The organism is Bacteroides sp. 3_2_5 (assembly GCF_000159855.2).
Taxonomy (GTDB): Bacteria; Bacteroidota; Bacteroidia; order Bacteroidales; family Bacteroidaceae; genus Bacteroides; species Bacteroides fragilis.
In genome coordinates this window covers 490,851-516,770 of record NZ_JH636044.1, presented here as the reverse complement: position 1 = coordinate 516,770, position 25,920 = coordinate 490,851, and the positions used below count along the sequence as shown (strand labels likewise).

20 protein-coding genes, 1 tRNA gene and 3 pseudogenes are annotated in these 25,920 nt (G+C 41.5%); 13 read left to right on the top strand and 11 right to left on the bottom strand.

All coding sequences use genetic code 11. The annotated features are described in order from the left end of the window. Positions 1-2: 2 nt before the first annotated feature. The 3 genes from BSHG_RS15500 (at position 3) to BSHG_RS15510 (ending at position 4,135) form a co-directional block, all read left to right on the top strand. Positions 3-1,706, top strand: a complete 1,704-nt coding sequence (locus BSHG_RS15500) for a RagB/SusD family nutrient uptake outer membrane protein (RefSeq protein WP_008658178.1) — start codon at positions 3-5, stop codon at positions 1,704-1,706. 5 nt (positions 1,707-1,711) lie between these two features. After that, positions 1,712-2,197, top strand: coding sequence for a DUF5018-related domain-containing protein (locus BSHG_RS15505; RefSeq protein ID WP_014298195.1), 486 nt, complete (start codon positions 1,712-1,714; stop codon positions 2,195-2,197). Positions 2,198-2,311: 114 nt separating this feature from the next. Continuing rightward, positions 2,312-4,135, top strand: coding sequence for a DUF4838 domain-containing protein (locus BSHG_RS15510; protein ID WP_158306826.1), 1,824 nt, complete (start codon positions 2,312-2,314; stop codon positions 4,133-4,135). A 161-nt stretch (positions 4,136-4,296) separates the two neighbouring features. Here the strand turns inward: BSHG_RS15510 and BSHG_RS22970 are convergent, their stop codons facing one another. The 4 genes and pseudogenes from BSHG_RS22970 to BSHG_RS15525 all read right to left on the bottom strand — a co-directional run bounded on the left by BSHG_RS22970 (position 4,297) and on the right by BSHG_RS15525 (position 6,475). Continuing rightward, positions 4,297-4,572 carry a hypothetical protein gene (locus tag BSHG_RS22970; RefSeq protein WP_014298193.1) on the bottom strand — a complete coding sequence of 92 codons (276 nt, stop codon included), beginning with the start codon at positions 4,570-4,572 and terminating at the stop codon, positions 4,297-4,299. Between the two features lie 614 nt (positions 4,573-5,186). Beyond that, positions 5,187-5,381, bottom strand: a pseudogene (locus tag BSHG_RS15515) (ammonia-forming cytochrome c nitrite reductase subunit c552); the annotation flags it as partial. Positions 5,382-5,447: 66 nt separating this feature from the next. Continuing rightward, positions 5,448-5,831, bottom strand: a pseudogene (gene nrfH, locus BSHG_RS15520) (cytochrome c nitrite reductase small subunit); the annotation flags it as partial. Between the two features lie 140 nt (positions 5,832-5,971). Then, complete coding sequence (locus tag BSHG_RS15525; protein WP_008658167.1) at positions 5,972-6,475, bottom strand: pyridoxamine 5'-phosphate oxidase family protein; 504 nt, start codon at positions 6,473-6,475, stop codon at positions 5,972-5,974. 84 nt (positions 6,476-6,559) lie between these two features. On the opposite strand from BSHG_RS15525, the gene BSHG_RS22960 reads away from it, so the two are divergent. The 3 genes from BSHG_RS22960 to BSHG_RS15540 all read left to right on the top strand — a co-directional run bounded on the left by BSHG_RS22960 (position 6,560) and on the right by BSHG_RS15540 (position 9,727). After that, entirely contained in the window at positions 6,560-8,257 is a 1,698-nt protein-coding gene (locus tag BSHG_RS22960; protein WP_005796618.1) for a tetratricopeptide repeat protein, read from the top strand. A 148-nt stretch (positions 8,258-8,405) separates the two neighbouring features. Beyond that, positions 8,406-8,786, top strand: a complete 381-nt coding sequence (locus BSHG_RS15535; RefSeq protein ID WP_008658164.1) for a DUF3244 domain-containing protein — start codon at positions 8,406-8,408, stop codon at positions 8,784-8,786. A 59-nt stretch (positions 8,787-8,845) separates the two neighbouring features. Further along, the gene (locus tag BSHG_RS15540; protein WP_008658162.1) at positions 8,846-9,727 is read left to right on the top strand and encodes a hypothetical protein; all 882 of its coding nucleotides are present in this window, start codon (positions 8,846-8,848) and stop codon (positions 9,725-9,727) included. A gap of 111 nt (positions 9,728-9,838) precedes the next feature. Here BSHG_RS15540 and BSHG_RS15545 read toward each other — a convergent pair whose 3' ends face one another. After that, positions 9,839-10,390: an FKBP-type peptidyl-prolyl cis-trans isomerase gene (locus BSHG_RS15545; protein WP_005796621.1), complete on the bottom strand. Its 552-nt coding sequence runs from the start codon at positions 10,388-10,390 to the stop codon at positions 9,839-9,841. Positions 10,391-10,401: 11 nt separating this feature from the next. Next, the gene (locus tag BSHG_RS15550; protein ID WP_005784203.1) at positions 10,402-11,943 is read right to left on the bottom strand and encodes a glycine--tRNA ligase; all 1,542 of its coding nucleotides are present in this window, start codon (positions 11,941-11,943) and stop codon (positions 10,402-10,404) included. 184 nt (positions 11,944-12,127) lie between these two features. Here BSHG_RS15550 and BSHG_RS15555 point away from each other — a divergent pair, with 184 nt between their 5' ends. Genes BSHG_RS15555 through BSHG_RS15565 form a run of 3 tightly spaced genes read left to right on the top strand, consistent with a single transcriptional unit; the run spans position 12,128 to position 16,714 of the window. Next, complete coding sequence (locus BSHG_RS15555; RefSeq protein WP_005784201.1) at positions 12,128-14,776, top strand: DNA gyrase/topoisomerase IV subunit A; 2,649 nt, start codon at positions 12,128-12,130, stop codon at positions 14,774-14,776. Positions 14,777-14,800: 24 nt separating this feature from the next. Beyond that, positions 14,801-15,670 carry a DUF3316 domain-containing protein gene (locus BSHG_RS15560; protein ID WP_005801667.1) on the top strand — a complete coding sequence of 290 codons (870 nt, stop codon included), beginning with the start codon at positions 14,801-14,803 and terminating at the stop codon, positions 15,668-15,670. Between the two features lie 12 nt (positions 15,671-15,682). Then, on the top strand, positions 15,683-16,714 hold the full coding sequence (locus BSHG_RS15565) for a S41 family peptidase (protein ID WP_005801668.1): 1,032 nt from the start codon (positions 15,683-15,685) through the stop codon (positions 16,712-16,714). A gap of 155 nt (positions 16,715-16,869) precedes the next feature. Here BSHG_RS15565 and BSHG_RS15570 read toward each other — a convergent pair whose 3' ends face one another. Together BSHG_RS15570 and BSHG_RS15575 are read right to left on the bottom strand one after the other, a co-directional pair. Continuing rightward, entirely contained in the window at positions 16,870-18,357 is a 1,488-nt protein-coding gene (locus BSHG_RS15570; RefSeq protein WP_005784195.1) for a RagB/SusD family nutrient uptake outer membrane protein, read from the bottom strand. A gap of 28 nt (positions 18,358-18,385) precedes the next feature. Further along, positions 18,386-21,445: a SusC/RagA family TonB-linked outer membrane protein gene (locus BSHG_RS15575; RefSeq protein ID WP_008658154.1), complete on the bottom strand. Its 3,060-nt coding sequence runs from the start codon at positions 21,443-21,445 to the stop codon at positions 18,386-18,388. Positions 21,446-21,841: 396 nt separating this feature from the next. On the opposite strand from BSHG_RS15575, the gene BSHG_RS15580 reads away from it, so the two are divergent. Then, positions 21,842-21,923 (top strand) — tRNA-Leu (locus BSHG_RS15580). A 46-nt stretch (positions 21,924-21,969) separates the two neighbouring features. Here the strand turns inward: BSHG_RS15580 and BSHG_RS23410 are convergent. Further along, complete coding sequence (locus tag BSHG_RS23410; RefSeq protein ID WP_014298191.1) at positions 21,970-22,197, bottom strand: hypothetical protein; 228 nt, start codon at positions 22,195-22,197, stop codon at positions 21,970-21,972. Between the two features lie 119 nt (positions 22,198-22,316). Here BSHG_RS23410 and BSHG_RS23750 point away from each other — a divergent pair, with 119 nt between their 5' ends. Next, a complete protein-coding gene (locus tag BSHG_RS23750) occupies positions 22,317-22,505 on the top strand; it encodes a hypothetical protein (RefSeq protein ID WP_080559902.1) in 189 nt (62 codons plus the stop codon). A 422-nt stretch (positions 22,506-22,927) separates the two neighbouring features. Here the strand turns inward: BSHG_RS23750 and BSHG_RS21355 are convergent, their stop codons facing one another. Beyond that, the gene (locus BSHG_RS21355; protein ID WP_005813671.1) at positions 22,928-23,278 is read right to left on the bottom strand and encodes a hypothetical protein; all 351 of its coding nucleotides are present in this window, start codon (positions 23,276-23,278) and stop codon (positions 22,928-22,930) included. Positions 23,279-23,935: 657 nt separating this feature from the next. After that, entirely contained in the window at positions 23,936-24,793 is an 858-nt protein-coding gene (locus BSHG_RS15590) for a virulence RhuM family protein (protein ID WP_008769262.1), read from the bottom strand. Positions 24,794-25,228: 435 nt separating this feature from the next. On the opposite strand from BSHG_RS15590, the pseudogene BSHG_RS15595 reads away from it, so the two are divergent. Continuing rightward, positions 25,229-25,569: pseudogene (locus BSHG_RS15595) on the top strand (type II toxin-antitoxin system RelE/ParE family toxin). A gap of 2 nt (positions 25,570-25,571) precedes the next feature. After that, positions 25,572-25,862: a helix-turn-helix domain-containing protein gene (locus BSHG_RS15600; protein WP_005784184.1), complete on the top strand. Its 291-nt coding sequence runs from the start codon at positions 25,572-25,574 to the stop codon at positions 25,860-25,862. Positions 25,863-25,920: the final 58 nt, after the last annotated feature.

The following is a 25,920-nucleotide window of genomic DNA, read 5'->3' as shown; positions in this document are numbered from 1 at the left end:
TTATGAAAAAATATATTTATTTCATTATTGCTTTTACCAGCCTGTTTGCATCGTGTGATGTACTTGACACGGAACCGTTGGACACTTATAATGAACTTGTGGTCTGGAAAGATCGGGGGTTGGCTGAAAATGTCCTAAAAGAAACATATTGGAGTGTTTTAAAAGACTTATATTGTTCAGGTGATAACAATACAGAGTGCTTGCGTACAGAAGCTTGGACGGATAATATCTGGACAAAAGATAATAATACAGTGGCTTCCGAAGGTATTTCTCCTACCAACATAAATGACGTTGTTGGGAACTATAACCGCTATAGCTACATCAGAAAGGCATCTTTGATTATCGAGAATCTAACGGATAATTCGAATATCGAAGAGAAATACTGTAAGCAATATATTGCGGAAGCACGTTGTTTGCGCGTAATGGTGTATAGTTGGATGGCACGCAGATGGGGAGGAGTCATGTTGGTAGACAAGCTAATGACTCCGAATGACGAAATGAAGTTACCTCGTACATCTGAAGAAGAAACTTACCGTTTTATGGTAGAAGAGCTGAAAAAGGCAATCCCGGATTTACCTACTAAGGCGAATAAGGAACGTTTTACAAAAGGAGCGGCTCTCACTTTGCTGACCAGAGTGGCTTTGGACGGAGGATTATATGATGAAGTGATTGCTGCCGGGAAACAGTTGTTTGAGGGCGAAGAGGCTGCAAATTGGACTATCGATCCTGAATATCGAAAGATGTTTGGAAGCTATACTTATCCTGTGGAATCAAAAGAAATTCAATTTTATTTCACATTAGGCGATAAAAAGCAATATTGTGATAATTTGCTCCCTATGTACGTCGCCGGGACTATGGCACCGGGGCGTAACACGAAAGGTTCGAATTTTAATGAAAAGATAGATGCATGGTGTAGCAATTGGCCCTCACATGACCTATCTGAGGCCTATTTAGCCATTGATGTGGATGGAGACGGTACGGCAAAGCCTTATACGGAAACGGCCCGTTGGATAAATGCACCCGTAAAGCGTGCTTCCATTATGTACAGTAATAGGGATAAACGTATGGATGCTACAATCTGTCGTGACAGTACGTTGTATTTCACTTCACCTATTGAGATGAATACGCTGGGGAACTGTTTTTGGGAGAATACACAGAATCACGGTTTTATGACACAGAGCGGATACATGTGGCGCAAATACATTTATGAATTGGACAATACTCTCCCCGGATATCAAATTTTGTATAATTTCAGATACATTTTGCTGCGTCTGGGTGAAGCCAGCTTGAATTACGCTGAGGCTTTGGGACGGAAAGGGCAGATAAAGGAAGCGGTACAGTTCATGAATCAGACACGTGTTCAACACGGAGGATTGCCCGCGTTGCCAGAGGATGTCACGGCAGACGTATTCTGGAAGAATTATAAAGTGGAACGTCGTGTAGAACTTGTTTTAGAAGGTGACCGCTATTTCAGCGTCATTCGTTGGGCGAAAGCGGAGAATGCAACTAAGGTTCCTGAATTTAACAAACGTACTTCTGCGATTATTATTGATGGCGAAGACGGAACCTTTGAAGTAACAGACGACAGACACGGAAGTAGCACTGGTAGTGATAAGATTTTTTCTTGGCCCAAACGCATGTACTTCCCGATTCCGGAATCTGAAACAATATCTAACCCCAATATTAATCAAAATCCACAATGGTAAATAATATGAAAACATATATTAGACAAATGGCACAAATCATAAGCGTATTGCTGATGATTGTTTTAAACTCCTCTTGTTTGACCGGCGGATTGGATGAATTAGAATCTTTTGACGATACCGATCTTAAAAATTTTCAATTTGAATATCGTTGGGAGCGCCCGTTGAATGAGACGAATCCTAATAACACTCAATTAGGAGTGGTGAGTTTGGCCACAGATTGTAAAATAGAAGGCGATGTCATCTATTGTACCATCACAGTTCCCGAAGCAGGTAATCCGAGTATGTTTACTGAAAGCATACGTGCTCAGGTGAGCTTGGACAACATAGTAGGAATGGCCACAATTTCGACTGCTGCTACTATAAGTCCGATTGGCAATGCACCGATACTGGGGAAATTCGGAAACTTCTCGAACGAATGTAAATACGTCGTGACAGCAGCGGACGGAAAGACTCAAAAAGAATGGACAGTTATATGTAAAATGATTAAGTAGGGATACGCGATGCAATGCGGGACTATGGAAGCTCTACATTGTACTAACAAAGAAAGGTGTGTCTTGGTAAAGGTTTCCACAGTCACACCTTCTAAAATAATTAAACGCATGATTATGAGACATATCTTATTGATGATTTTAATGACCTTCAACGGCTTTTACTGTTGCTTTTCGAAAGTGACTATTCAGAAAAAAAACACCTATATAATTTATACGTCACTTAATACTTCTCGGGTGGTAGACTATGCTGCTAAAGAGCTAGAGGATTACTTGCATCGGACGACCGGAGCAATGTGTGTATTCAAAAGAAACGATGTATGCAAGGCCAATCAATTGATTTTTGGTACAAAAACGTCGGCTATCCTACCTGATTCGTTCTCTTCCGGAGAGCACCCCGGAGAGGATGGTTACATTATTGAAATAAAAGACAACTTGTTCTCTATTTCAGGAGGAAATGCGCGTGGTGTCTTGTATGGCGTTTATTCTTTTTTAGAAGAATATCTGAATTGCAGATGGTACGCTTCTGATGCTTTTTACATCCCTTTCAAAGGATCGGTTACCCTTCAGAACGGTAAACTGGCTTATACGCCGCCCGTCAAATGGAGGGAAGTATATTATTATGATTTGTTTGATTCGTATTTGGCAGGGGTGTTGAAGTTAAATGGTAATGCGCTAAAGCAGGGGCAGGTGCAACCCAATCGTTTTGCAGTCAAAGGAGGAGCTAATGCCGGATGGGGATACTGGTGTCACTCACTTTACACGATGGTTCCTCCGTCTTTATATAAATCACATCCCGAATATTTCTCGGAAATAAATGGAAAGAGAATTCCACCTGCAGGTCCGGAAGGGGGAACACAACTTTGCCTGACAAATCCAGATGTGCTGTCGTTGTCCGTAGAACAATTAAAAAAAGATATGGTAAAACCTATGACCGGATTGCCATTGTGGGCCGATTCATTGGCTTACTATTGGAGCGTGAGCCAAATGGATGGAAATGGAAATTGCACATGCAGTCATTGTATGGCTTTAGACAAATATGACGGTAGTCCCAGTGGGTCTATTCTGAATTATGTAAATAAAGTGGCTGCACAATTCCCCGATAAAAAGATCGCGACGTTGGCTTATATTTATTCGCGTAAAGCACCGAAATATACGAAGCCTGCATCCAACGTGGCCATACAGCTGTGTGCTATAGAAACGGCTCGTGACGGGATAAACGAACCTATCGGTACTTCTCCCCTTCATATCTCTTTCAGAAAAGATATGGAGTCGTGGGGAAAAATATGCAAGGATATTATTGTCTGGGATTATGTGATTCAGTTTCAGAACTTAGTGTCTCCTTTTCCTAACTTTGATGTGATGCAAAGCAACATCCAGTTTTATACAAAAAACCATGCTACAGGTATATTTTGCCAAGGGAACCGAGAAAAAGGAGGAGAATTTGCGGAACTTAGAGGCTATTTGCTCAGTAAATTACTTTGGAATCCGGATTGTGACGTAGAAAAGGTGATGGATGATTTTTTACAGGGATATTATGGTATTTCAGGGAAGTATATCAAACAATATATTTCGTTGATGGAAAGTGAACTGAAGAAGTCGAAACTCCGACTTTCTATGGATGGAGAGCCTGAAGCCCATCGGAATGGTTATCTTTCAGAAGTTTGTATCAATCAATATAATAAATTGTTCGATCTGGCTGAACAGAGTGTAGCGCATGACTCACTGTTATTGGCCCGGGTACAAAAGGACCGGATGCCATTGATGTACGTACAGTTACGGCTGAAATACGGTACGGTAGAAAAACGTAGAAAAATTCTGGATGAACTGATCCACTTGGCAGAGATTAATGATATCTGGATGTTCAGTGAGGTTGATTGGCGATCTGATCAAAGTGGGAATAGAGAGATGTTTAAGAAAAAGATTGAATCCCAATTGTAAAGATTGTATTTATGAAATACTTTTCATATTTTATGTTTTATCAGAAGGTTTCATACTGTTTACGCAAAAGAAAAAGAACTGGCAGAAAAAGGCTTTGGCTTATTCGAAGTTGACTTTCCAGCATATCTTTCCCCGCATGGTATCGTCTATCAGGACCCTGATTATGTCGGATTTAACAGATCTCTTTTGGGAAATAGTGATTTAGGAGGAATAGCGTACGTGTGCATTTTATCTCCGAAACCCATCGCAAAGAAGGCAGCGCCACAATGCCCTGCACCCTCTTCAGTGACAATATCTTCTGGGTAGAATAAGGTGGCAAAGATGCCGCTGTCGGAGAAGGGGACGATGATATCGTAGATGATCCCACCGCCTGACAGTTGAACGGAACAAGAACGTTCACAAAAAAACGATGAAAGGGTCATTATACTCCCTTCCATCGGTTTAAAGCACTTCCTCTTCCTTCCACCAACCTAACGCTACAATTCCCAATACCTTAATTGATACATGAAGAATTGAGCAAGCATCTGTATACCACGCCACAAGAGGCTAAATACCGGACTTTTATGGAAAGAACAGGCAATCCGGAAAATCAAAGGGGGATGTGTCAATACTTGTATTCACCACATATTACACGGGATTTACACAGATAAATATTATTGGTTGTCAGCAGATTAAAAATCGTTTTGTGCAAATCTGTGTAATTCTGTGGTGAGTTATGAAACATCTTCTTCGGGTGAGACCATGGAAAGTACCCCGCATTCCCCATTCTCAAGCAACATCATAGCTTCCCGGTAAAAGGCGATCTTTCCGCCTGATTAGATCATTGATATATTCCATAATTAATATATACTTTATAAAAAAGAATCCTTACATTTTGCATTTTACCTCAATAAAACACAAAATATAAGGAAAAAAATACATATATAAAATCGTATGAAAGAATGGAAAGCTCACATTTTCCTATCGTTATTTGCAGGAAAGTGCCTGTAAGAAAGAGCCCGCCACAGATAGCAAACCCCTCTTTATATCCCCAAGGTTTCTGCCACATAGTCTACAGTTTAGCCAGACGACCGTTGCCCTTCGCTTTCTCCAACCACTCAGGTACTATTTTGTCTTTCGCCTTACGCTCTTTCTCCATATCCAGACCGATGTATTCCTGTGCTTTTTCCTTTGTCGAAATATCAGGCATCGGAACGTCAGCCGTGTAGCCGTGCTGAGCCAGTACTTTCGAAATAGCCAACCGCCCCATAGCACCACCATCTCAGGGCGCTGTTCAAGCACATCTACCGCTTCATTGCCATTAAACTCGCTTTTGAATGCAATTGTTCATAATCACCTCCGCACTCTCTTTATTGGCACGAAGCACATCCTTCTCGCCCCGTGTCAGAAATACAGCAACGTGACGCATGCCATCCATTCCCTTGAACACCCATTTCTTCACAGGATTTTCGTAGGGAACATGACAGTCATTGCACGTAGCATTCCTGCTATGCGAACTATGGAACCAGGTTGCATAATAAGGTCCCATGATATGACAGTTGACACAGGCAGCCGGATCATCGGTCAGATAGGTATGTGCCCGAAGCATATAAAGGGTCAGAGCCCCTCCACCTACAATCACACCTGTTATAATGATCGCAAGTACTCTCCACTTACGCGAAGGGAGTAACCATTGGATATATTCTTTTACCTTCATAGTATGTATTATGCTATGTATTTATGCAAAGAAAGGGATTTCCATTTAAAAAGAATGTAATCCAGATTACATTTGCGAAAGAAAAACAACCCATGCTAAAAAACAAAAGATAAATAAAGGAGAGATAAGGTAGGGGCTTCTTAATAATCCTGACAGTGCTGATTTATTTTCTTACACTTACCGGATATTACTTTAATAACAAGTTTCAAGACGTGGGTACGATGAAAAGACTTTTCTATATACTTCAACCCCACCTTTTTATCTTCTGGAGAATATTTATCAAGCAGAAGTTCCAATGCCTTTCGCTTCTCAGTTTCTTCTAACTGACAAATCATAGTCCCGTTAATCACAATACTTTCATACTCGGTACTAAATTGATTGGAAACAACGCGCGTGCGTCCTACCACGCAAAACGATGCCTGATTACAGTTTTGAAGTATACAAAGCTTATGCCCTTCGGGAGCACAATGAAAATAGATAGACTGTTGTTTATCCCATACATAATTAATGGGAATGCCATAAACACCTTCTTCAGTTGAAGAAATAGATAACACTCCGTATTCTCCATTTTCAAGTAAACTCATTGCTTCGTCTTCCGATAAAAGGCGGTCTTTCCGTCGGATTAAATCGTTGATATATTCCATTCTATCAAAATTTTAAAAGTAATATCAATTATTATTTTTACAAAATTTGTTACCTTTACCTTCCGAATAAGCAAAAATATAAAGATGAGACAATATTTACTAAATATAATACTGTTATTTTTAGGATTCACTATCATTTATTCTTGTTCACGGCATCAGCAAATAAACAGAACCATCTTTCTAGCAGATTCCATTATGGAATATCAACCCGATAGTGCGTTTAAATTATTAAAAACAATAAATCAAACAGATTTATCTGTTTCAGAAAACGCAAAATACGCATTATTATTAGCACAAGCACAGGATAAAGCCGGCCATCAATTAATCAACGATTCATTAATTTTGATTGCTATAAATCATTATGATCACTTATCAAAAGATAACAATAAAGCAAAAGCATACTTTTATTTAGGACGATTTTATCAAAACAATAATGATTATGCAAAAGCCATTAACTCTTATCTCATTGCAGAAAAAGCAACATCAGATCATGACACATTATTAACTTTGATATACGATAATTTGGGTACATGCTATAAAAACCAAGATTTTTATGACAAAGCCTTAGAAGTATATAAAGACGCATACTACATTTATAAACAATACAATAGCAAGAATATCCTATACCCACTTCGAGGAATGGCAAGCATATATGCTATTCAAGAACAGTTTGAGAAAGCTCTTAAATATTACCAAACAGCTCTCACCATTGCATCAAGTACCAATGACTCTACATGGCAGTCTATCTTATTTTGTGATATTTCCCGGATTTATGACAATAAAAACCTCTATGAAGCGGCATATAGTTATATAGTACGCTCTATTCAATATGCTCCACGCAGTAGCGATCTATCTGCTATGTATTTTTGGAAAGGAGAAATATTACACAATCTGAATCAATTGGATTCTGCTTTTTATTATATCAATTTAGCTAAAAAAAGTTCAGACTTAAATACACAGGCATCGGCATACCAAGCTCTATATGAAATAAAAAAAGAACAAGGAGAATTAAATGATGCAATTCTATACAATGACACGTCTCTCATTCTATATGATTCTATACAAGATTTAAACCATAGTGCGGAAATCAGTCACATACTAAAGCAACATGCGACAGAGACATTACAACAGGCCGAAGTTATAAAACGGCAAAAGCATACAGCTTTTCTTATTGTAACTACATTATTACTCATTGCGTGTATCACATTTATCTTTCTTTATAAAGATAATAAAAGAAAAAAAGTATACATTAAAATACAATGTGAATTAAGAAATAACCAAATAGAAAAAGATGAATTAAAAGAGAAAATCAAAACGCTAATTGATAGTAATACATATATTGCGGAAAGGAATAAAGAATTAAAAAAAGAAGAACTAAAGCAGCAACAAGTTGAATTATGGAAAAGAACACTTCAAATATGTACACGACTATTTCATACTTCCACATCATATAAAAAATTACATGCAATAGAAACAGCCAAATTTAAAAAAGAAAGAGAAGAAAAACAGAAAGAAATTAATTCCATACAGAAAGAGATAAACGAAGTTTTCATCGAAGCAATTCAGGAGTTACGAGAACAATATCCAAAACTAACACAAGAAGACCTCTTCTATTGCATTCTACAATATTTGCGTCTATCTACCTCTACAATCAAATTTTGTATGAGAGTTGAAAGTAACCAGGCACTCACCCAAAGAAAGTATCGCATAAAAAAACAAATCAGTCCCCAAACCTTTTCTATAATCTTTAATGAAAGCTCTCCTTCAGAAGGAGTTTTATGAACTTTTATCACACGGCTCCTCCTCCTTGTTATATCAAAATTCATAAACAACTGATTATCAGCAATCATAAATCCTTCAATTGTTATCTCACATCAGTATCATCACTTGGGTATTGGACTATCTTTGCAGAAACATAAATTTATTTATCATGAAAAAGTTAACCTGTCTAATTACCCTATTCTTATTCATTAGTGTTGGCTATATAAATGCAGAAACAATGGCCTCAAGAAAGAAAATTAAAATGAAAGTAGAAACTCAGCACCATCAACGTTCTCTGCCCCCACCTTGTCCCGCAGAAGCTTTTATCTGCGGAAATACGGTTGATCTTATTTTCAGAGAAACAAATAAAACTGCAGTTGTCACAATTATGAATTTAGATACGGGAGAAGCCATTCATTACAATGTTTCAACAAACGATTGTAGTATCTCTATCGATTTAGGCAACAATCAAAGTGAATCAAACTATAATATTGAATTAATACTGGATGGCAAAGCATATACCGGAGAATTTACAACAAATGAAATCTGAGATTTTATTTTTAAATAATAACAAGCTCTTTCTCTCAAAGAGCATAAATCTTTTTATATATGAAAACCATATCTAAATTATTTTTGCTATTGTCAATAATTCTACTTTCATCATGTGATGAAACAGAATTGGATCAAACGGTGACTAATCAAGTAAATCCGCAAAAAGAAGAAGATTCCAGAATTGTATTCAATAGTGCAAAAGAGTTTTATAACACCCTTGATACACTATCTTACATGACTTATGAAGAACAAACAGAATGGATTCGTGCCTCGGGTATTAAATATCCGCTATATAAAGACCTTGAATTTTGCGAAGATGAAATCATGACAGAAATGCCTAGAGCATTTCAAGCACTATTCAACCATAAAATGGAAATGCAAATAAATGATACCGTAATTGCATTTGAAAAAGGAAATATGTACGTAAAATCAATTAAGGAGAAAATTCTACCCGTTCCTGTTCTATATGGGCAAGTAGGAGTTAACCAAGAGGAATCAGAAGTAACAACAAGAACTGTATATGAAACAAAATATGGAAAGATTGGAACATCATATCAATATGAATTCAAGATTCCAGAAGGTAAATCCAAATACAAATATGTACATGAACTTAAATCCGTTATTATTAAAGAGAACCTCCCACCATATAAATCATGGAGTAATTTATTTTTAGTTTTAAAATTAGAATGGAAAGGTAAAAAGAAATGGAAAGTTGCAGAAAAAGAAGAAAGAAATATCTCAATAGATTTAAATGTGTGTAAACGCAATTTAGCAAAAGTAAAGTATAACCAAGAAATCCGGATAGATGTTCAAAATATGGATTCTAAATCACACTCTATAAATATAGAAGGTTATATCATCCATGAAGTAGTTGGAATACCAAGTACCAAAATGTTTAATGGATGGAGTTATCCATTAGTGGAGTGGCAACCCCGATAAAATCAACTATTTAGTAAAGTAAAACCACTGCATACTAAACCTTAACATACAAAATCCTCCCTGATTATTCTTCCATTGCATTAATAATCAGGGAGATTCTATTACATATTCTTATTCATCCAATATTTCTTCCAATTGCATATCAAAGATCAGCGTTGAATAGCCTGGAATATCGTCAGTTCCACTTGCTCCGTAAGCCAACTCCCACGGAATATAAACAAGCCATCTTTCTCCGACACGCATACGTTGCAATATCTCAGCCCAACCGGAGACACCACCAACCGTAATAAATGTTTGGATAACAAATTTAGTAGGTGAATCAAAAGGCCCCGGATCAGCTCCCGTAAAGTTCTGGTCAAATGTTTCGCCAAAAATAAAACTTCCACGATAAAACACATTCACAGAATCTGTATAAAGGGGAATAGCACCTGTATCATTCGAGATCTTCTTTTTATAATAAATCCGTAACTTCGGATTTATCTCCGGCTCAAAAGCTTTCAGTTCCGGATCGGTTTTTTCATCAAATACCGTCTTCAAAGAATCGATATATCCTTCGTTACGTGCCCGCCAGTTATCAAACTTCGTAGCTTCTTTCGTCTCCTCACAGGAAACAAAGATAAGAGCTAGTAACAGCAACGGCAATAAATAGATTTTTTTGTTCATTCGCTAAAGGGTTATTGGATTGTTTTCAACAACGAGGTAATACTTACCCGGTCGGCAATGATATTATTCAATTCAGAGATTGCCACACGTTCCTGCTCCATAGTGTCGCGGTTACGTAGTGTCACACAGTTGTCTTCCAATGTCTGATGGTCAACAGTCACACAGTACGGAGTACCGATGGCGTCCTGACGACGGTAACGTTTACCGATACTGTCTTTTTCATCATACTGGCAATGGAAGTGGAACTTAAGATTGTCAATGATCTCACGAGCCTTTTCAGGCAGTCCGTCTTTCTTTACCAACGGCATTACAGCCAGTTTCACCGGTGCCAATGCAGCAGGCAATTTCAATACAACGCGGCTTTCACCATTTTCCAGTTGCTCTTCGCAATAAGCAGCCGACATAATACTGAGGAACATACGGTCAACACCGATCGACGTTTCGATTACGTACGGAGTATACGATTCGTTCAGTTCCGGATCGAAATACTTAATGCTCTTTCCCGAGAATTTTTCGTGCTGAGAAAGGTCAAAATTCGTACGGGAGTGAATACCTTCTACTTCTTTGAAACCAAATGGCATCAAGAACTCAATGTCGGTAGCGGCGTTTGCATAGTGAGCCAGTTTATCGTGATCGTGGAAACGATAATGATCGTCACCAAAGCCCAGTGCCTTGTGCCACTTCAAACGAATTTCTTTCCATTTCTTGAAATATTCCAATTCGCTGCCCGGACGAACAAAGAACTGCATCTCCATCTGTTCGAACTCACGCATACGGAAGATGAACTGACGAGCTACAATCTCGTTACGGAAAGCTTTACCGATCTGAGCGATACCGAAAGGAACTTTCATGCGGCCGGTCTTCTGTACGTTCAGATAATTGACAAAGATACCCTGTGCCGTCTCCGGACGAAGATAGATCTTCATCGAACCATCGGCAGTAGAACCCATATCGGTAGAGAACATCAGATTGAACTGACGAACTTCTGTCCAGTTCTTAGTACCGGAAATCGGGCAAGCTATTTCTTCGTCAACAATGATCTGACGGAGCTCTTCCAGATTGTTATCGTTCAGCGCTTTTGCGAAACGTTCGTGCAATGCATCGCGCTTTGCCTGATGCTCAAGAACACGCCCATTGGTGCTGCGGAACTGAGCTTCGTCGAAAGCTTCACCAAATCTTTTGGCAGCTTTGGCCACCTCTTTATTAATCTTATCATCGTACTTAGCCAATTGATCTTCAATCAGCACATCGGCACGGTAGCGTTTTTTAGAGTCTTTATTATCAATCAACGGATCGTTAAATGCATCCACATGTCCGGAAGCCTTCCAGATGGTAGGGTGCATAAAGATTGCAGAGTCAATGCCGACAATGTTTTCGTGCAGCAGCACCATGCTGTCCCACCAGTATTTTTTAATATTGTTTTTCAGTTCAACACCCATCTGTCCGTAGTCATACACCGCGCCCAGTCCGTCGTAGATATCGCTTGAGGGGAACACAAAACCGTACTCTTTGCAATGTGATACTAACTTCTTAAAAACATCTTCTTGTGCCATCGTCTTATTTACAATTTAATCATTTACAATTTACATTTCGTACATCTGCCTGTAAGCCAGACTCAGAAATAATCTGCAAAGTAAATGATTTTTTTCAATTAAATTCGTATTTTTGCCTGCACATCACCCAATAATGGTGTAAAAAAGATAATTTGTTGTTAAAACCAGAGGGAAATTTGATTTTATGAGCGAAGAGAACAACGAGATTACGGAAGGACATTCTGACTATAAGCCGGCGGACTCACATAACGAAAGCATTAAACATCAACTTACAGGAATGTACCAGAATTGGTTTCTGGACTATGCTTCATACGTTATCCTCGAGCGAGCCGTGCCCCACATCAATGACGGACTGAAACCGGTGCAACGCCGCATCCTGCACTCCATGAAACGCATGGACGACGGGCGGTACAATAAGGTGGCCAACATCGTAGGACATACCATGCAGTTTCACCCTCATGGCGATGCATCCATCGGTGACGCATTGGTACAGCTGGGGCAGAAAGACCTGTTGGTTGACTGCCAGGGAAACTGGGGTAATATCCTTACCGGTGACGGTGCTGCTGCTCCTCGTTATATTGAAGCACGCTTGTCGAAGTTTGCACTCGATGTAGTATTCAACCCCAAAACCACCGAATGGAAGTTGTCGTACGACGGACGCAACAAGGAGCCTATTACCTTACCGGTAAAGTTCCCGCTTTTGCTGGCGCAAGGTGTAGAAGGTATCGCCGTAGGACTTTCATCCAAGATACTGCCACACAACTTCAACGAACTGTGCGACGCATCCATCAGCTATCTGCGTAACGAGGAATTCAAACTATATCCCGACTTCCAGACCGGAGGTTCTATTGACGTATCGAAATACAACGACGGCGAACGCGGTGGAGCAGTCAAGATACGGTCTAAGATCAATAAAGTAGACAACAAGACGCTGGCCATCACCGAAATCCCTTATGGCAGAACCACGACTTCGGTCATCGACTCCATCCTGAAAGCTGTTGATAAAGGAAAGATAAAAATACGCAAGGTAGACGACAATACGGCGGCCAACGTCGAGATTCTGGTCCACCTGGCACCGGGCACCTCGTCCGATAAGACAATCGATGCCCTTTATGCATTTACGGACTGCGAAGTGAGCATCTCGCCCAACTGCTGCGTCATTGACGACCAGAAACCGCACTTCCTCACCATCAGCCATGTGTTGAGAAAGTCGGCCGACAATACATTGTCCCTGCTCCGCCAGGAACTGGAAATCAAGAAAGACGAACTACAGGAAAACCTGCATTTCGCCTCACTTGAAAAGATATTCATCGAAGAACGCATTTATAAAGATAAAGAGTTCGAACAATCCAAAGACATGGATGCCGCCTGTGAACATATCGACCGACGGTTGACTCCTTTCTATTCACAATTCATACGCGAAGTGACAAAGGACGATATCCTCCGCCTGATGGAGATCAAGATGGGGCGTATCCTGAAGTTCAACTCCGACAAGGCCGAAGAGGCGATTGCCCGCATGAACGAAGATATTGCCGAGATCAACAACCACTTGGCCAATATCGTGGAATATACCATCCAATGGTACCGGATGCTGAAAGAGAAATATGGCAAAAACTTCCCCCGTCGCACAGAGTTGCGCAACTTCGACACCATCGAAGCCGCCAAGGTAGTGGAAGCCAACGAAAAACTCTATATCAACCGTGAAGAAGGCTTCATCGGAACGTCCTTAAAGAAGGACGAATTCGTGGCATGCTGTTCGGATATCGACGATGTGATTATATTCTATCGCGACGGACGTTACATGGTGACTCCGGTAGCCGACAAGAAGTTTGTGGGCAAAAACGTGATTTACGTCAATGTCTTTAAGAAGAATGACAAACGTACCATCTACAACGTAGCCTACCGTGACGGCGCAGAGGGAACACATTATATCAAACGGTTTGCAGTCACTTCCATCGTACGTGACCGTGAATACGATGTGACTCAAGGCAAGCCCGATTCACGCATTTCCTATTTCAGCGCCAACCCCAATGGGGAAGCGGAAATTATCAAAGTCACCTTGAAACCGAATCCGCGTGTACGACGCATCATCTTCGAACGTGACTTTAGTGAAGTGACCATTCGCAGCCGGCAAAGCCAGGGCGTCATCCTGACACGCCTGCCGGTACACAAAATTGTTTTGAAACAACGGGGTGGCTCCACACTGGGCGGACGTAAAGTGTGGTTTGACCGTGACGTGCTCCGCCTCAACTACGACGGACGAGGCGAATATCTGGGTGAATTCCAGAGCGACGACAACATTCTGGTTGTACTGAATACCGGAGAATTTTATACTTCGAACTTCGACCTGAGCAATCACTACGAAGACAATGTAAGCATCGTCGAGAAGTTCGATCCCAATAAGATATGGACAGTTGCCCTTTACGATGCCGACCAGCAGAATTATCCGTACCTGAAACGTTTCTGCTTTGAAGCCACTACACGCAAACAGAATTACCTGGGCGAGAACAAACACAATCGCTTGATCCTGATGACAGACGAGTATTATCCAAGATTGGAAATCATCTTCGGAGGCCATGACAGTTTCCGTGACCCTGTTGTCGTTGACGCCGAAGAGTTCATTGCCGTCAAAGGTTTTAAAGCAAAAGGGAAACGCCTCACGACTTATACGGTAGAAACCATCAATGAACTGGAGCCAACCCGCTTCCCCGATCCGCCACAAAACAACGAAGAAGATGACACCGGGGAAGAGCCGGAAAATCTGGACCCGGACAGTGATAAAACAGAAAACGACATACTCGACGAAATGACCGGACAGATGAAACTGTTTTAGCACAAGTCCAAGATAAAACTGCGTATGAAAGTAAAAACAAGCATACTGCTATTACTGATGATAGCAACCGCTCTCCCCTCTTTCGGGGGGAACGGAAATGGCAACGGCACAGACTCACTTCAGGCTACCCGCTATGTGACACGCGCCACCATGTACGGTGTGGGATACACCAATGTATTCGACACCTACCTTTCTCCGCAGGAATACAAGGGAATCGAGTTCCGCATCAGCCGTGAGACCATGCGTATGACAACTCTGGGTGACGGCAATGTCTCGGTTCAGAACTTTTTTCAGGCAAACCTGGCATACACTCACAACCGGGTAGATAACAACAACACCTTTGCCGGACTGGTGAACTGGAACTACGGATTGCATTATCAGTTCCGCATTACAGACAACTTTAAGTTGCTTGCCGGAGGAATGGGAGACTTCAACGGCGGTTTTGTCTACAACTTACGTAATACGAACAATCCGGCCTCGGCACGCGCCTACATCAACCTCGACGCTTCGGGAATGGCCATCTGGCATACCAAGATAAAAAATTATCCGCTGGCTTTGCGCTATCAGGTCAATCTGCCGGTAATAGGGGTCATGTTCTCCCCCCACTACGGGCAGTCCTATTATGAGATATTCACACTCGGACATGCCAGCGGAGTGGTCCGCTTCACCTCCCTGCACAATCAGCCCGCATTGCGGCAGATGCTATCGGTCGACTTCCCGATCAGATATACCAAAATGCGCCTCAGCTATTTGTGCGATCTTCAGCAATCCAAACTGAACGGAATTAAGACACACACGTATTCGCAAGTATTCATGGTGGGATTTGTACACGACCTGTTCCGCATCCGCAACAAGAACGGCACTCCCCTGCCACCGGCTGTCAGAGCCTATTAACAGAAAAGCGCCATGAAGAATCCGATCATTTATAGAATACTGCAACAGGGTTTCTGCCTGATTTTCTGCCTGGGGCTTCTCTCTTCCTGCATTCGGGAAGAGGAGTTTGTCAATAATCCACAGGGAAATTTCGAGCAGTTGTGGAAAATCATCGACGAGCAATACTGTTTTCTCGACTATAAACAGATAGACTGGGACGAGATTCACACCCGGTATCAAAAGCTTATCACCCCGAATATGGGCAGCGAAGGACTATTTGAAGTATTGAGCGAAATGCTCTACGAACTACAGGACGGACATGTCAATCTGGCCTCGGCTCACAACGTGTCTTATTACGACGCCTGGTATCAGGACTATCCCCGCAACTTCCGTGCAGACCTGCTGGAAGATTCCTATCTGGGACGCGCCAGTACGGATTATCGCACGGCAGCAGGCCTTAAATACAAGATACTGAAAGATAATATCGGCTACATACGGTACGAAAGTTTCGCCGACCCGGTCGGTAACGGTAATCTGGACGAAGTGCTCTCCTATCTGTCGGTATGTAACGGACTGATTATCGACGTGCGCGACAATGGCGGCGGAAATGCAACCAACTCCGCCCGTATCGCTTCCCGTTTCACCAATGAAAAGATATTGACGGGATACATCTCCCATAAGACAGGAACCGGACACAACGACTTCTCCAAGCCTTATGCCATCTATCTGGAGCCTGCCAACGGAGTACGCTGGCAAAAAAAGGTAGTAGTGTTAACCAATCGCCGCTCTTTCAGTGCGACCAATGACTTTGTCAACCACATGCGTTGTCTGCCCAATGTCACCACCATCGGAGACAAAACCGGAGGAGGTTCGGGTATGCCTTTTACTTCCGAACTGCCCAACGGATGGAGCGTACGTTTCTCTGCCAGCCCCCATTTTGATGCGGAGATGAATCACATCGAGTTTGGCATTGAACCGGACATCAAAGCAGATATGCTGCAAGAAGATGAATTAAGAGGAAAAGATACGCTGATAGAAATGGCCCGCAGATTCCTCAGTGAATAACTTTATTACTCATAAGTTTGTAAAATCAGAGAGTAAATATTTATTAAGCGAATGTGGTATGTATAACCGGTAGTCGCACCAGACTTAGGATCTGGTTATACGACTACATAAGTATTTCTACTCATTATCCGATATATCTGACGGCTCAGAAGGCATTAATGCGGATTTTGCACCATATTCGGGTTAGCATCTATCTCTGCCTGCGGAATAGGTAATGCTACCCGCGGATCAGACGGACTAATAACTGCAGCAGCTGCTACAGAAGGCAAATGCCAGCCACCGGTGCGGCTTACAGACAAACCATTACGCATAGCATCGAAGAAAGCATGTCCCTCTCCTACCAATTCCTTACGACGTTCTTTCAGTATACGCTCCAGGCTCAACTCCGTTTCTTTCACGGACTTCACAGGATTGGCACGACTCACTATGGCATTAAGGCAATCCAAAGAAAACTTTAGATTCTCTGCTCCCCCCAACTTAAAGGCAGCCTCGGCAGCATTCAGGTAAACTTCGGAGAGACGGATAATACAGATGTCGTTATCCTGCGGATTATCTCCGGTCTTGCCCGGATACTTATTTAGATATTTAGGATAACCCTTGGAACCTTCGGGCAATATGTCCTCTTCCGGTTTCTCCGGCAAACGATTCAATGAATGACGCACGTCATCCGGATCTTCTCCCAACAGATCGAGGAATGCTTTGGTCAGTACAAGGTTGTTCCAGTCCTTCACATTATCGGCATAAACCATTGGAGCACCTTCTCCCCCCGTCCCACCATCAGGCTCAGAAAGAGTGTAGTAAAATTCAAACAGTGACTCAGAACTGAAATCTTTTCCCCATACAGTAGGGTATTCATCATGTGTAAACAACTGATACAATCCACCGTTATTCATCACTTCCTTGGCCAATGCAAGAGCCTTTTCATTATCATTCATATAAAGATATACCCGTGAAAGTAATGCTTTGACACTCCATACATTAAGATAACCGTTTTTCTTATCAGCAGAGAGTGCCGAGAGTTTCAATGCACCTGTCATATCGTCTATCACCTGCTGATAACATTCGGCTACCGTATTGCGGGCAGGCTGGTGAGTAGGCAAAGTCGTTTTAATCTCGATGGGTACTCCCAAAGAAGTTCCGTTATTCAAGGTATAGGGCATAGCAAACAGACGGGTGAGATCGAATAAAGCCAATCCACGTAAAGCAAGCGCTTCAGCTTTGATGCAGTTGAGAGCAACAGCATCATCAGTAACAACCGCACCGGACTCTATTCTTTCCAGCAGGCTATTTGCCTGATGAATGACACTATAAGGCTGATTCCATACACGGGTAATATTCAAGGCATCATCTGCCGTAACATTAAACTCATAATAAGGTGATACACGTTTTCCGGCTCCCTTGCTGACACGCGCTTGAACATCTTCACCACGGCAATCGGCATAATAGAGATAATTGTCGCCATAATAACTATGTGAAGCAGCAATGCGATAAATACCGTTCAAAGCTATTTGCGCCTCCTCAAGCGTACGGATGGCTTGTGGAGTAGTCACAGAAGTAGATGGATTCAAATTCAGCCAGTCGCCGGAACAAGAAGAACCCACAAGCGACATAGCGGCAAACATGTATATAAGTGTACGTTTCATATATCTGAATATTAATAATGATGAATGATTAGAAAGTTATCTCAACCCCAAAATTGAAGGTACGCATGGGAGGAGCCTCGCAGAACACCTCACCATTAACCGGTACTTCAGGATCATATTGTTTCCATTTGGCCCATGTCAGCAGATTACTTCCTGAGAAGTAGACACGTGCATTCTCTATCAATGCCTTTTGTACCCATCTGCCAGGAAGTGTGAAACCAAGTGTCAGGTTCTTGAGGCGGATGTGGTCGGTACTGTGAATATAGCGGGATGAATTTTGTGGTCCGGCTCCCTGTTCCAATACAAAACGGGGAACATCAGTTCTATCTCCCGGCTTCTGCCAACGGTCCAAAGCATATACAGGCAGGTTGTATGATTTTTCTTTACTACCGTCAGTTTCTATCAGAGTACCTGTCTTGTCAAAAGAATATCCTCCCAGCGAATAGGTAAAGGTAAGTCCCAGATCAAACCACTTATAAGAAAGGATGTTAGTAAACCCTCCCGATATCTTAGGATCAGCAGATTTATACGGAATAGCTTGTGCTTTAGAAGCATCATCAGTCATCTCCCTATTATAATTCCCCTTTTCATCTTGCGTATTGAGATAATAAAGCCCTTTCCCGGTCGACGGGTCTACTCCGGCAAACTCTTTCACATAAAAACTATTGTAAGGAAGTCCTATTTTATGAATAAACCAAGAGCCCTCGACAGATTGCTTTATATCTCCGTCCAGTGCCACGATTTTATTACGGTTATGTGTCAAGTTCAACACCGATGTCCAGTTGAAGTCAGGACCGGCAAAATTAATTGTACGCAGTTCGAACTCCACCCCTTTGTTGTTAAGCTGACCGATATTTGCAAGATAATTCAGAAAACCGGTAGTGGAACTGATAGGGCGATTATAAAGCAAGTCCTTTGTATCGCGGTTGTAGTATTCGAGATTCACAAAGATACGGTCAATAAAAGTCAGGCTAAGCCCAATATTCAGATTATAGTTCTTTTCCCATTTCAGTTTGGGATTGGCTTGAGCAGACTCGTATGAACCTGCTGCCCCCATATAGTTCTGCCCATAACTGTATAACCCCATATATCCGTAAAAAGCTCCCGGCTGATTACCATTGACACCATAAGAAGCACGGATTTTCACATCGTTCAATACCGGCTTCACAGCCTCCATAAAAGGTTCACTACTCAGATGCCACATACCGGAAACAGACCAGAAGTCTCCCCACCGGCTTTCCGGAGCAAGGCGTGAACTGCCATCGCGGCGATAACTACCTGCAATGTAATAACGATTATCGTAATCATAGTTCAAACGGGACAGATAAGAAATCATTCTGTATGCCTGTGTAGAAGAAACAAAGCTTTTCAGCACAGCGGCATTATCCGGCTCAAGCAACACATCCGAAGGAAGCTTAGCCTTCTCTCCCATAGCTTTATCACTCTGATAGCTTTCCAATTCATAGGCAGCCAAAATGTCAAGGTGATGTTTAGCGGCAAATGTATGGGTATAGTTGAGTGAAGTAGATGACAATAACTTACCATATTCGGTAAATCCCTTTGAGGTCTGAGCATCACTTCCGCTCTTGGGGCCTGCCCCGCTAAGCGGATTCAAATAGCGGGAATCTTTCTGTACAGTATAGTCATAGCTCAGAGTCTCTTTCAGTTTCAATCCTTTGATGATATCTACCGAAGCATAACCGGTGGAAAACATACGGGTCATACGACTGCGGTTATAGTCAGTACGGATGTCACGAAGCGGATTCACATTGGTGCCTGCATAGGACCCCACATAGTTGCCCGAAACGTCGCGCACAGGCATAGAAGGTGTGGCAGATACAGCAACACAAAGAAAGGGATTGATATTGGAACCGCGCTCCTCGTTCATCTCCTGGCTTATCTGGGTGAACATCATGTTACCTCCTACTTCGACACGGCTACCTATTTTATGTGTCATGTTCAGGCGGGCAGAGTAACGGTCCAGATTAGAATTCTCGACCAAACCTTCCTGACGGTTAAAGCCGAGAGAAGCATAAAAAGTAGTTCGCTCGTTGCCTCCGGAAGCAGTCACCTCGTAGTTTTGATTATGAGCGGTTCGGATCAGTTCTTTCCTCCAGTCAGTATATCCCAGTTCCGGTATTCCTGCATATGTATCAATATTGGCATTTGCATATGCTTCGGGAGATTGGAGCCCCTTGTCTACTGCAGAGTTGTAAAGACCTTCATAAATCATTTCACGGCGTTGTTCACCGTTCAATGTGGGACGGAGGTTGACAGCTGCATTAGAAAAACCTCCGCTGGCACTCAAAGTGACTTTAGTCCGTCCTACCGCTCCTTTCTTGGTAGTGATCAGAATCACTCCATTCGCGGCACGCGAGCCGTAAAGAGAAGCGGCGGCGGCATCCTTTATCACCGTAATATTCTCGATATCGGCAGGATTAAGGGTACTCATTACATTTGTTTTGGCATTATTCATATAGGCGGCATCAGCTCCCGTACCGGCTCCCATACTGCCGGAAGTGACCGGTATACCATCAATAACAAAAAGCGGTTCATTGGATGCATTGAATGACCCCATACCACGGATACGGATGCTCTGGTTAGCTCCCGGCTGACCGGAACCGGAAGTTATGTTTACCCCCGTTGTCATACCTTGCAACTTCTGTTCTACAGAAAGTACCGGTACGTTTTTCAGCATGTCGGCCCGTAAGGTGTTAGCTGATCCGGTAAAGGATGACTTTGAAAAATTTCCGTATCCGGTCACCACTACTTCATCCAGATTAAGTGATTCGGGTTGCAACACCACATTCAAGACTCCATTCTTCGGCACTTTGACCTCAGACGATTTCATTCCTATATAGGATATGACAAGGATTTTATCTGATGGTTCTATTTTCAGAGTGTAACGGCCATCCATATCCGTTACCACTCCCCTTCCCGGTACCCCTTTTACGGCAACCGTAGCTCCGATAAGCGGCTGTTTATCCTCCGATGAAGTCACTAAACCTTTTATTTCCAACTGTTGTGCTTGCACATGTATACCACACAGACACAACAATACAATCAATATCGCTTTCAAATTTCTCATTGGCTAATCCTTTTAAATCTACAAATACCTATTTGCATTTATACTCCAATAATTATACCTCAAAAAATACTGGTGAAGTAAGCAAATCATAAACATCAGTATATAAAAGAATTAAGTCTTCAAGAAAGAGCCGGAATAAAAATACGGATTGTAGAATTGTTCCACATTTATGAGGAGCAGTTCTACAACCCGCTTTACAAAACATCAATGTCACAAAACAGGAACCAAGCATTAAGGCAGATATGCTGCAAGAAGACGAAATGAGAGGAAAAGATACATTGATAGAGATCGCCCGCAGATTCCTCAGTGAATAACTTTATTGCCTATAAATTTGTAAAATCGGAAAAAGTATCTATCTTTGCAGCGCAAAACTCCAAACGAGTGAGCATTTAGTGAGCGGATGTGGCGTAATTGGTAGCCGCGCCAGACTTAGGATCTGGTGTCTCGCGACGTGTAGGTTCGAGTCCTATCATCCGCACAAACTTTCAATGTTTTACAGACAGAAACCCGCTAAAACTGTAGTTTTAGCGGGTTTCTGTCTGTAACAGATAAGTTATCCGAAAAATACAAACAAAAAAACAGACATCTGCTAAATAAGATAACTTAGGTTTCGGAAGTGAGTTTACGCCGCCTGAACCGGTATCTTCATCCTTATACCTTTCTTCAATTAACATTGTTAACGCCTTTTGCAGGTTGTCAGGTTCTTGTGCGCAAATAACAAGTCTTTTGCATTTAAAGAACTTCTTATTCACATCCAAAGAACAAGCTTTAACTCTATGTTAAAACAAAGCTTTGGAGGACAGAAATCTTACTTTTTAAAGATATTGATTTTCAGATGGTTTAGTCTAAGATTCGCTTCCTCACCTCACGGATGGACTCTGCAGGCGAAAGCCGGGATACTTGCTTTTTTGTCAACTATAAAAGAGGGCTTACACTTCCGAAAACTGAATTAGATTCCATGAGTAAAAGAAAACTTACCACCAAATTTGAAGAAGAACCATTTTTCACCTTTCGATCTTCCATCTTACACCCGCCGTTTTGGGAGCACATCAGGAACTAATTCACTGACTTACAACAGAAAGAAGTTCACTTTTCAAGTAAAAATATCGTTTAGAGCATTTTGTTTTCCTTTAATGTTTAACCGAAAATGGTATACTATGTTATATCAGCCCGGGTAGCAGGACTCATCATAAAACACTTAGATACAATCCATTAAAGAGTTTATGTTTTAAGATACCAACTGCCTTGTTTCTTCCAGATTCTTATTTGATATTGATTTGAAAACTCACTAACCTGACCGATAATCTATCTTAAGGTTAAACCCAATAGCATCACTTAGTCTGATAATTGCAAAGCAAAAAGAGAACCGCTGTCCTCCGGGGGGATAGAGTGACAGCGGTTCGGCGAGCTAACTGGTTAGGTGAGCGGGATTTAGATTCAAGGCCAATTATAAAAGAAAATTGATCATGAAAGATTAAAGTGCTATAGTCCGTCTATAATGACAGGCGTTTTGTGATAACGGCTCTTTTTGCACATTTGGTTGATTCGGGATTTATATTTAGGAGTAGCATAGGCATAACTTGGCGTAACTTTTAAATGTGAATATTTCACCTTGTGAATTTCTAAAAGAAGTTCAGCCACAAAGACAATCATTTCTGAACGTTCGATCATGCAGGGGGAGCAGAAACAAACTAAATATTCAGGGTCACGAGTGGAAAGCACATAACGTAGAGTCTTCTTACCTCGCTGGAAAATATATTCCAACCGATACCATCCGCTTGCGTTGGTTCTCCGCCGATGGAAATACAGGATTTTAATAATAGGTTTGCCCATAGCACAAACGTATAATCGGGCAGGGAAGAATGAACGGCCCTGCTGACCCGCTGAACTATCAAACTTTCAAAGCCGAAACAAAGAAAGAAAAATATGCTAACCCATTACAAGTTAGACACGGGGGCAGGAGCCGTTTTTATCCAGAAACTGTAGGTATATAAAATTATACACCTACAGTTAGTGTAAAACAAAGGTGATTTCTCTCCTTTGTTTCCGCCTTACAAAAATTTGATAGTTCACCACAAAGATGGTGATTATTTTTGAATTACCATAGCAAACGGATAAAAAATGTACAATGAAACACTTTTATCGGTGGGATTGTTTGCTGAACACCGTTAGTATAGGGAGGTTTAACGAAAATAGAACGGTTCTGCTTACCCGCTTGAACTACATCAATTTCAATGCGAAACAAAGAAAAAAAACATATGCCGACCCATTACAGTATCAGGCACGGGAGCAGAACCGTTTATCTAAAGTTTTTAAATAGTCGTCTCTCAGCAGCCGCCAAGTAACAGACAAGACCGACGCTACAGGAAACATACAAAGGTGCACATAATATCTGGTATCACCAGCACAGCCCCTACACATTTTTCCTTTTTTCGAAAACTCTCCCGAGAGTACGGACGGACAGCCGACCTGTCCTTGTGTGAATAAGGATTATAATAAATCAGTGATTATCTTGGCTGGCATTTCCATTTTAGAAAAAGCAAAAAGTTTTTTGCCAAGATCCTTAAGTGAAGCTCCTATATGATAGACCTCTAAATTATCTATAATTAAAAATCGATCATGTGCGTGCTGGTAGGTACGTATATCTATTGGGGGGTATTGGCTGTTGTGCTTTGTCAAATCTAATTCTAACTGTGGAGTTATTTGCTTGGTATATATGATAGAAGTCACTCCGGGCAAACGTTTACTCAATAGTAAGAGCACGCTTTCATCGACAAAGTTGTCAATCAATACTAAAGATGACTTTGCAAACTTTATCAACTGAGCGGAAAAGACATAGGCATCGAAAATCTGTCCGTTGAAAAAGACACCTTCAATAGGAGGTAATGAAGTCCGGACGAAAAAGTCGACTTTGTTTGTTAACTCTTCCAGTTGCCGGTCATGGGTGTTTGCTTTGTTTTCCAACTGCTCCACGCGCTGATTGATTGCGTAGCCTTTTAATAGATATTCTTTAAGTACTCCTGTTGACCATTGGCGGAACTGGACTCCTCGCTTGGAATTCACACGATAACCTACGGAAATAATCATATCCAGATTATAATATTCAAGAATGCGGGTAACCTTTCTATTACCTTCCATTCGAACTGTTCGGAATTTCCGAACAGTTGATTCAGCAGATAATTCATCTGAGTCATATATATTTCTTATATGCTCACTGATATTGGCTTTACTTGACTGGAATAAGTTAACAATTTGTGCTTGTGTCAACCAAACGGTTTCATTCTCTATTCGCACTTCCAGTTTTATAGTATTGTCTGGTTGGTATAGTATTATTTCTCCGTGTTCCATATTAGTATTTGCCATATTTTTCAAAATTATTTTTTCGTAATCAAGTGATTCACGGCTCTGTTGCCCCATTACGAAATTAATATGGGTATGGAATCACACACAAAGGTGCACATAATTTCCGGTATCACCAGCGCAGCCCCTATACATTTTTTCCTTTTTTCTTAAACATCCATCAGGACACAGACGGGCAGCCGGCAATGAATTTCGGTAGAAAATACCGTACGACGCAGGAGCGCAGGATATTTTGTGCTGAAATAGCGTAGCGGTCATTGATGGATGAACGTCTGCGCCCTATCTTTGTGCGGGAAAAGAGGAAAAAGACACGTCTACCGATTGCCTTCGTCTTCCGGGTTGAAAGGGTAGTTGAATCATAAATCTTTGTAATTGCTGAACTTTTCGTTTGTTTATATGTAATATATACGTTACCATTGTCGAATGGTAAAGAAGGTTAGGGAACTCCTTTTGCATAAGTCGTACTTTATATGGAGCAATCTCCAAAAGTACAAAACAAGATTACTAAAATCTTAGAAATCTTAGAATATATAGAATGTATCCCGACGAAGTATCTTAAACACATGGAGAGCACAGACGGTCTGTATGAAATGCGTATCACCTTAGGGAGCGATATATTTTGTGTCTTCTGTTTTTTCGATAAGGGACGATTAGTGGTTTTGCTTTCCGGTTTTCAGAAAAAGACGCAGAAAACCCCTAAAAAAGAGATAGATAAGGCTGTCCGATTGATAGCCCAATATTATGATGATAAAAAAAGGAGGTAATGATGGATATAACAACATTAGATCAATTTAAAGATGAAATTTACGGTGTAAAAGGTACACCCAGACGAGACAATTTGGAGCGTGAGCTGGAAACACTGCGCATTGGCGTTCAAATCCGCAATGCCCGTCAGAAGAAAGAAATGACGCAGGCACAACTGGCCGAGCGCATTAATAAAAAGCGTACGTTTATCTCTAAAGTAGAGAATGATGGAGGTAACTTGACCCTGAAAACCCTGATAGATATAGTTGAAAGGGGGCTTGGCGGTAAACTGAATATCGAAGTAAAAATTTAAACGGTTTCGCCCGGATGATAGAAATATCACCCGGGCGAATTATTTATGGCCGGTCCAT

What these genes read in the sequence shown, in the direction of transcription:
- BSHG_RS15550 (WP_005784203.1), bottom strand. Translation starts at nt 11,943, where the DNA reads ATGGCACAAGAAGATGTTTTTAAGAAGTTAGTATCACATTGCAAAGAG.
- BSHG_RS15560 (WP_005801667.1), top strand. Translation starts at nt 14,801, where the DNA reads ATGAAAGTAAAAACAAGCATACTGCTATTACTGATGATAGCAACCGCT.
- BSHG_RS15600 (WP_005784184.1), top strand. Translation starts at nt 25,572, where the DNA reads ATGGATATAACAACATTAGATCAATTTAAAGATGAAATTTACGGTGTA.
- BSHG_RS15510 (WP_158306826.1), top strand. Translation starts at nt 2,312, where the DNA reads ATGAGACATATCTTATTGATGATTTTAATGACCTTCAACGGCTTTTAC.
- BSHG_RS23750 (WP_080559902.1), top strand. Translation starts at nt 22,317, where the DNA reads ATGGACTCTGCAGGCGAAAGCCGGGATACTTGCTTTTTTGTCAACTAT.
- BSHG_RS22960 (WP_005796618.1), top strand. Translation starts at nt 6,560, where the DNA reads ATGAGACAATATTTACTAAATATAATACTGTTATTTTTAGGATTCACT.
- BSHG_RS15565 (WP_005801668.1), top strand. Translation starts at nt 15,683, where the DNA reads ATGAAGAATCCGATCATTTATAGAATACTGCAACAGGGTTTCTGCCTG.
- BSHG_RS15525 (WP_008658167.1), bottom strand. Translation starts at nt 6,475, where the DNA reads ATGGAATATATCAACGATTTAATCCGACGGAAAGACCGCCTTTTATCG.
- BSHG_RS15570 (WP_005784195.1), bottom strand. Translation starts at nt 18,357, where the DNA reads ATGAAACGTACACTTATATACATGTTTGCCGCTATGTCGCTTGTGGGT.
- BSHG_RS15545 (WP_005796621.1), bottom strand. Translation starts at nt 10,390, where the DNA reads ATGAACAAAAAAATCTATTTATTGCCGTTGCTGTTACTAGCTCTTATC.
- BSHG_RS15505 (WP_014298195.1), top strand. Translation starts at nt 1,712, where the DNA reads ATGAAAACATATATTAGACAAATGGCACAAATCATAAGCGTATTGCTG.
- BSHG_RS22970 (WP_014298193.1), bottom strand. Translation starts at nt 4,572, where the DNA reads ATGGAAGGGAGTATAATGACCCTTTCATCGTTTTTTTGTGAACGTTCT.
- BSHG_RS15575 (WP_008658154.1), bottom strand. Translation starts at nt 21,445, where the DNA reads ATGAGAAATTTGAAAGCGATATTGATTGTATTGTTGTGTCTGTGTGGT.
- BSHG_RS15590 (WP_008769262.1), bottom strand. Translation starts at nt 24,793, where the DNA reads ATGGAACACGGAGAAATAATACTATACCAACCAGACAATACTATAAAA.
- BSHG_RS15555 (WP_005784201.1), top strand. Translation starts at nt 12,128, where the DNA reads ATGAGCGAAGAGAACAACGAGATTACGGAAGGACATTCTGACTATAAG.
- BSHG_RS15540 (WP_008658162.1), top strand. Translation starts at nt 8,846, where the DNA reads ATGAAAACCATATCTAAATTATTTTTGCTATTGTCAATAATTCTACTT.
- BSHG_RS15535 (WP_008658164.1), top strand. Translation starts at nt 8,406, where the DNA reads ATGAAAAAGTTAACCTGTCTAATTACCCTATTCTTATTCATTAGTGTT.
- BSHG_RS15500 (WP_008658178.1), top strand. Translation starts at nt 3, where the DNA reads ATGAAAAAATATATTTATTTCATTATTGCTTTTACCAGCCTGTTTGCA.
- BSHG_RS21355 (WP_005813671.1), bottom strand. Translation starts at nt 23,278, where the DNA reads ATGGGCAAACCTATTATTAAAATCCTGTATTTCCATCGGCGGAGAACC.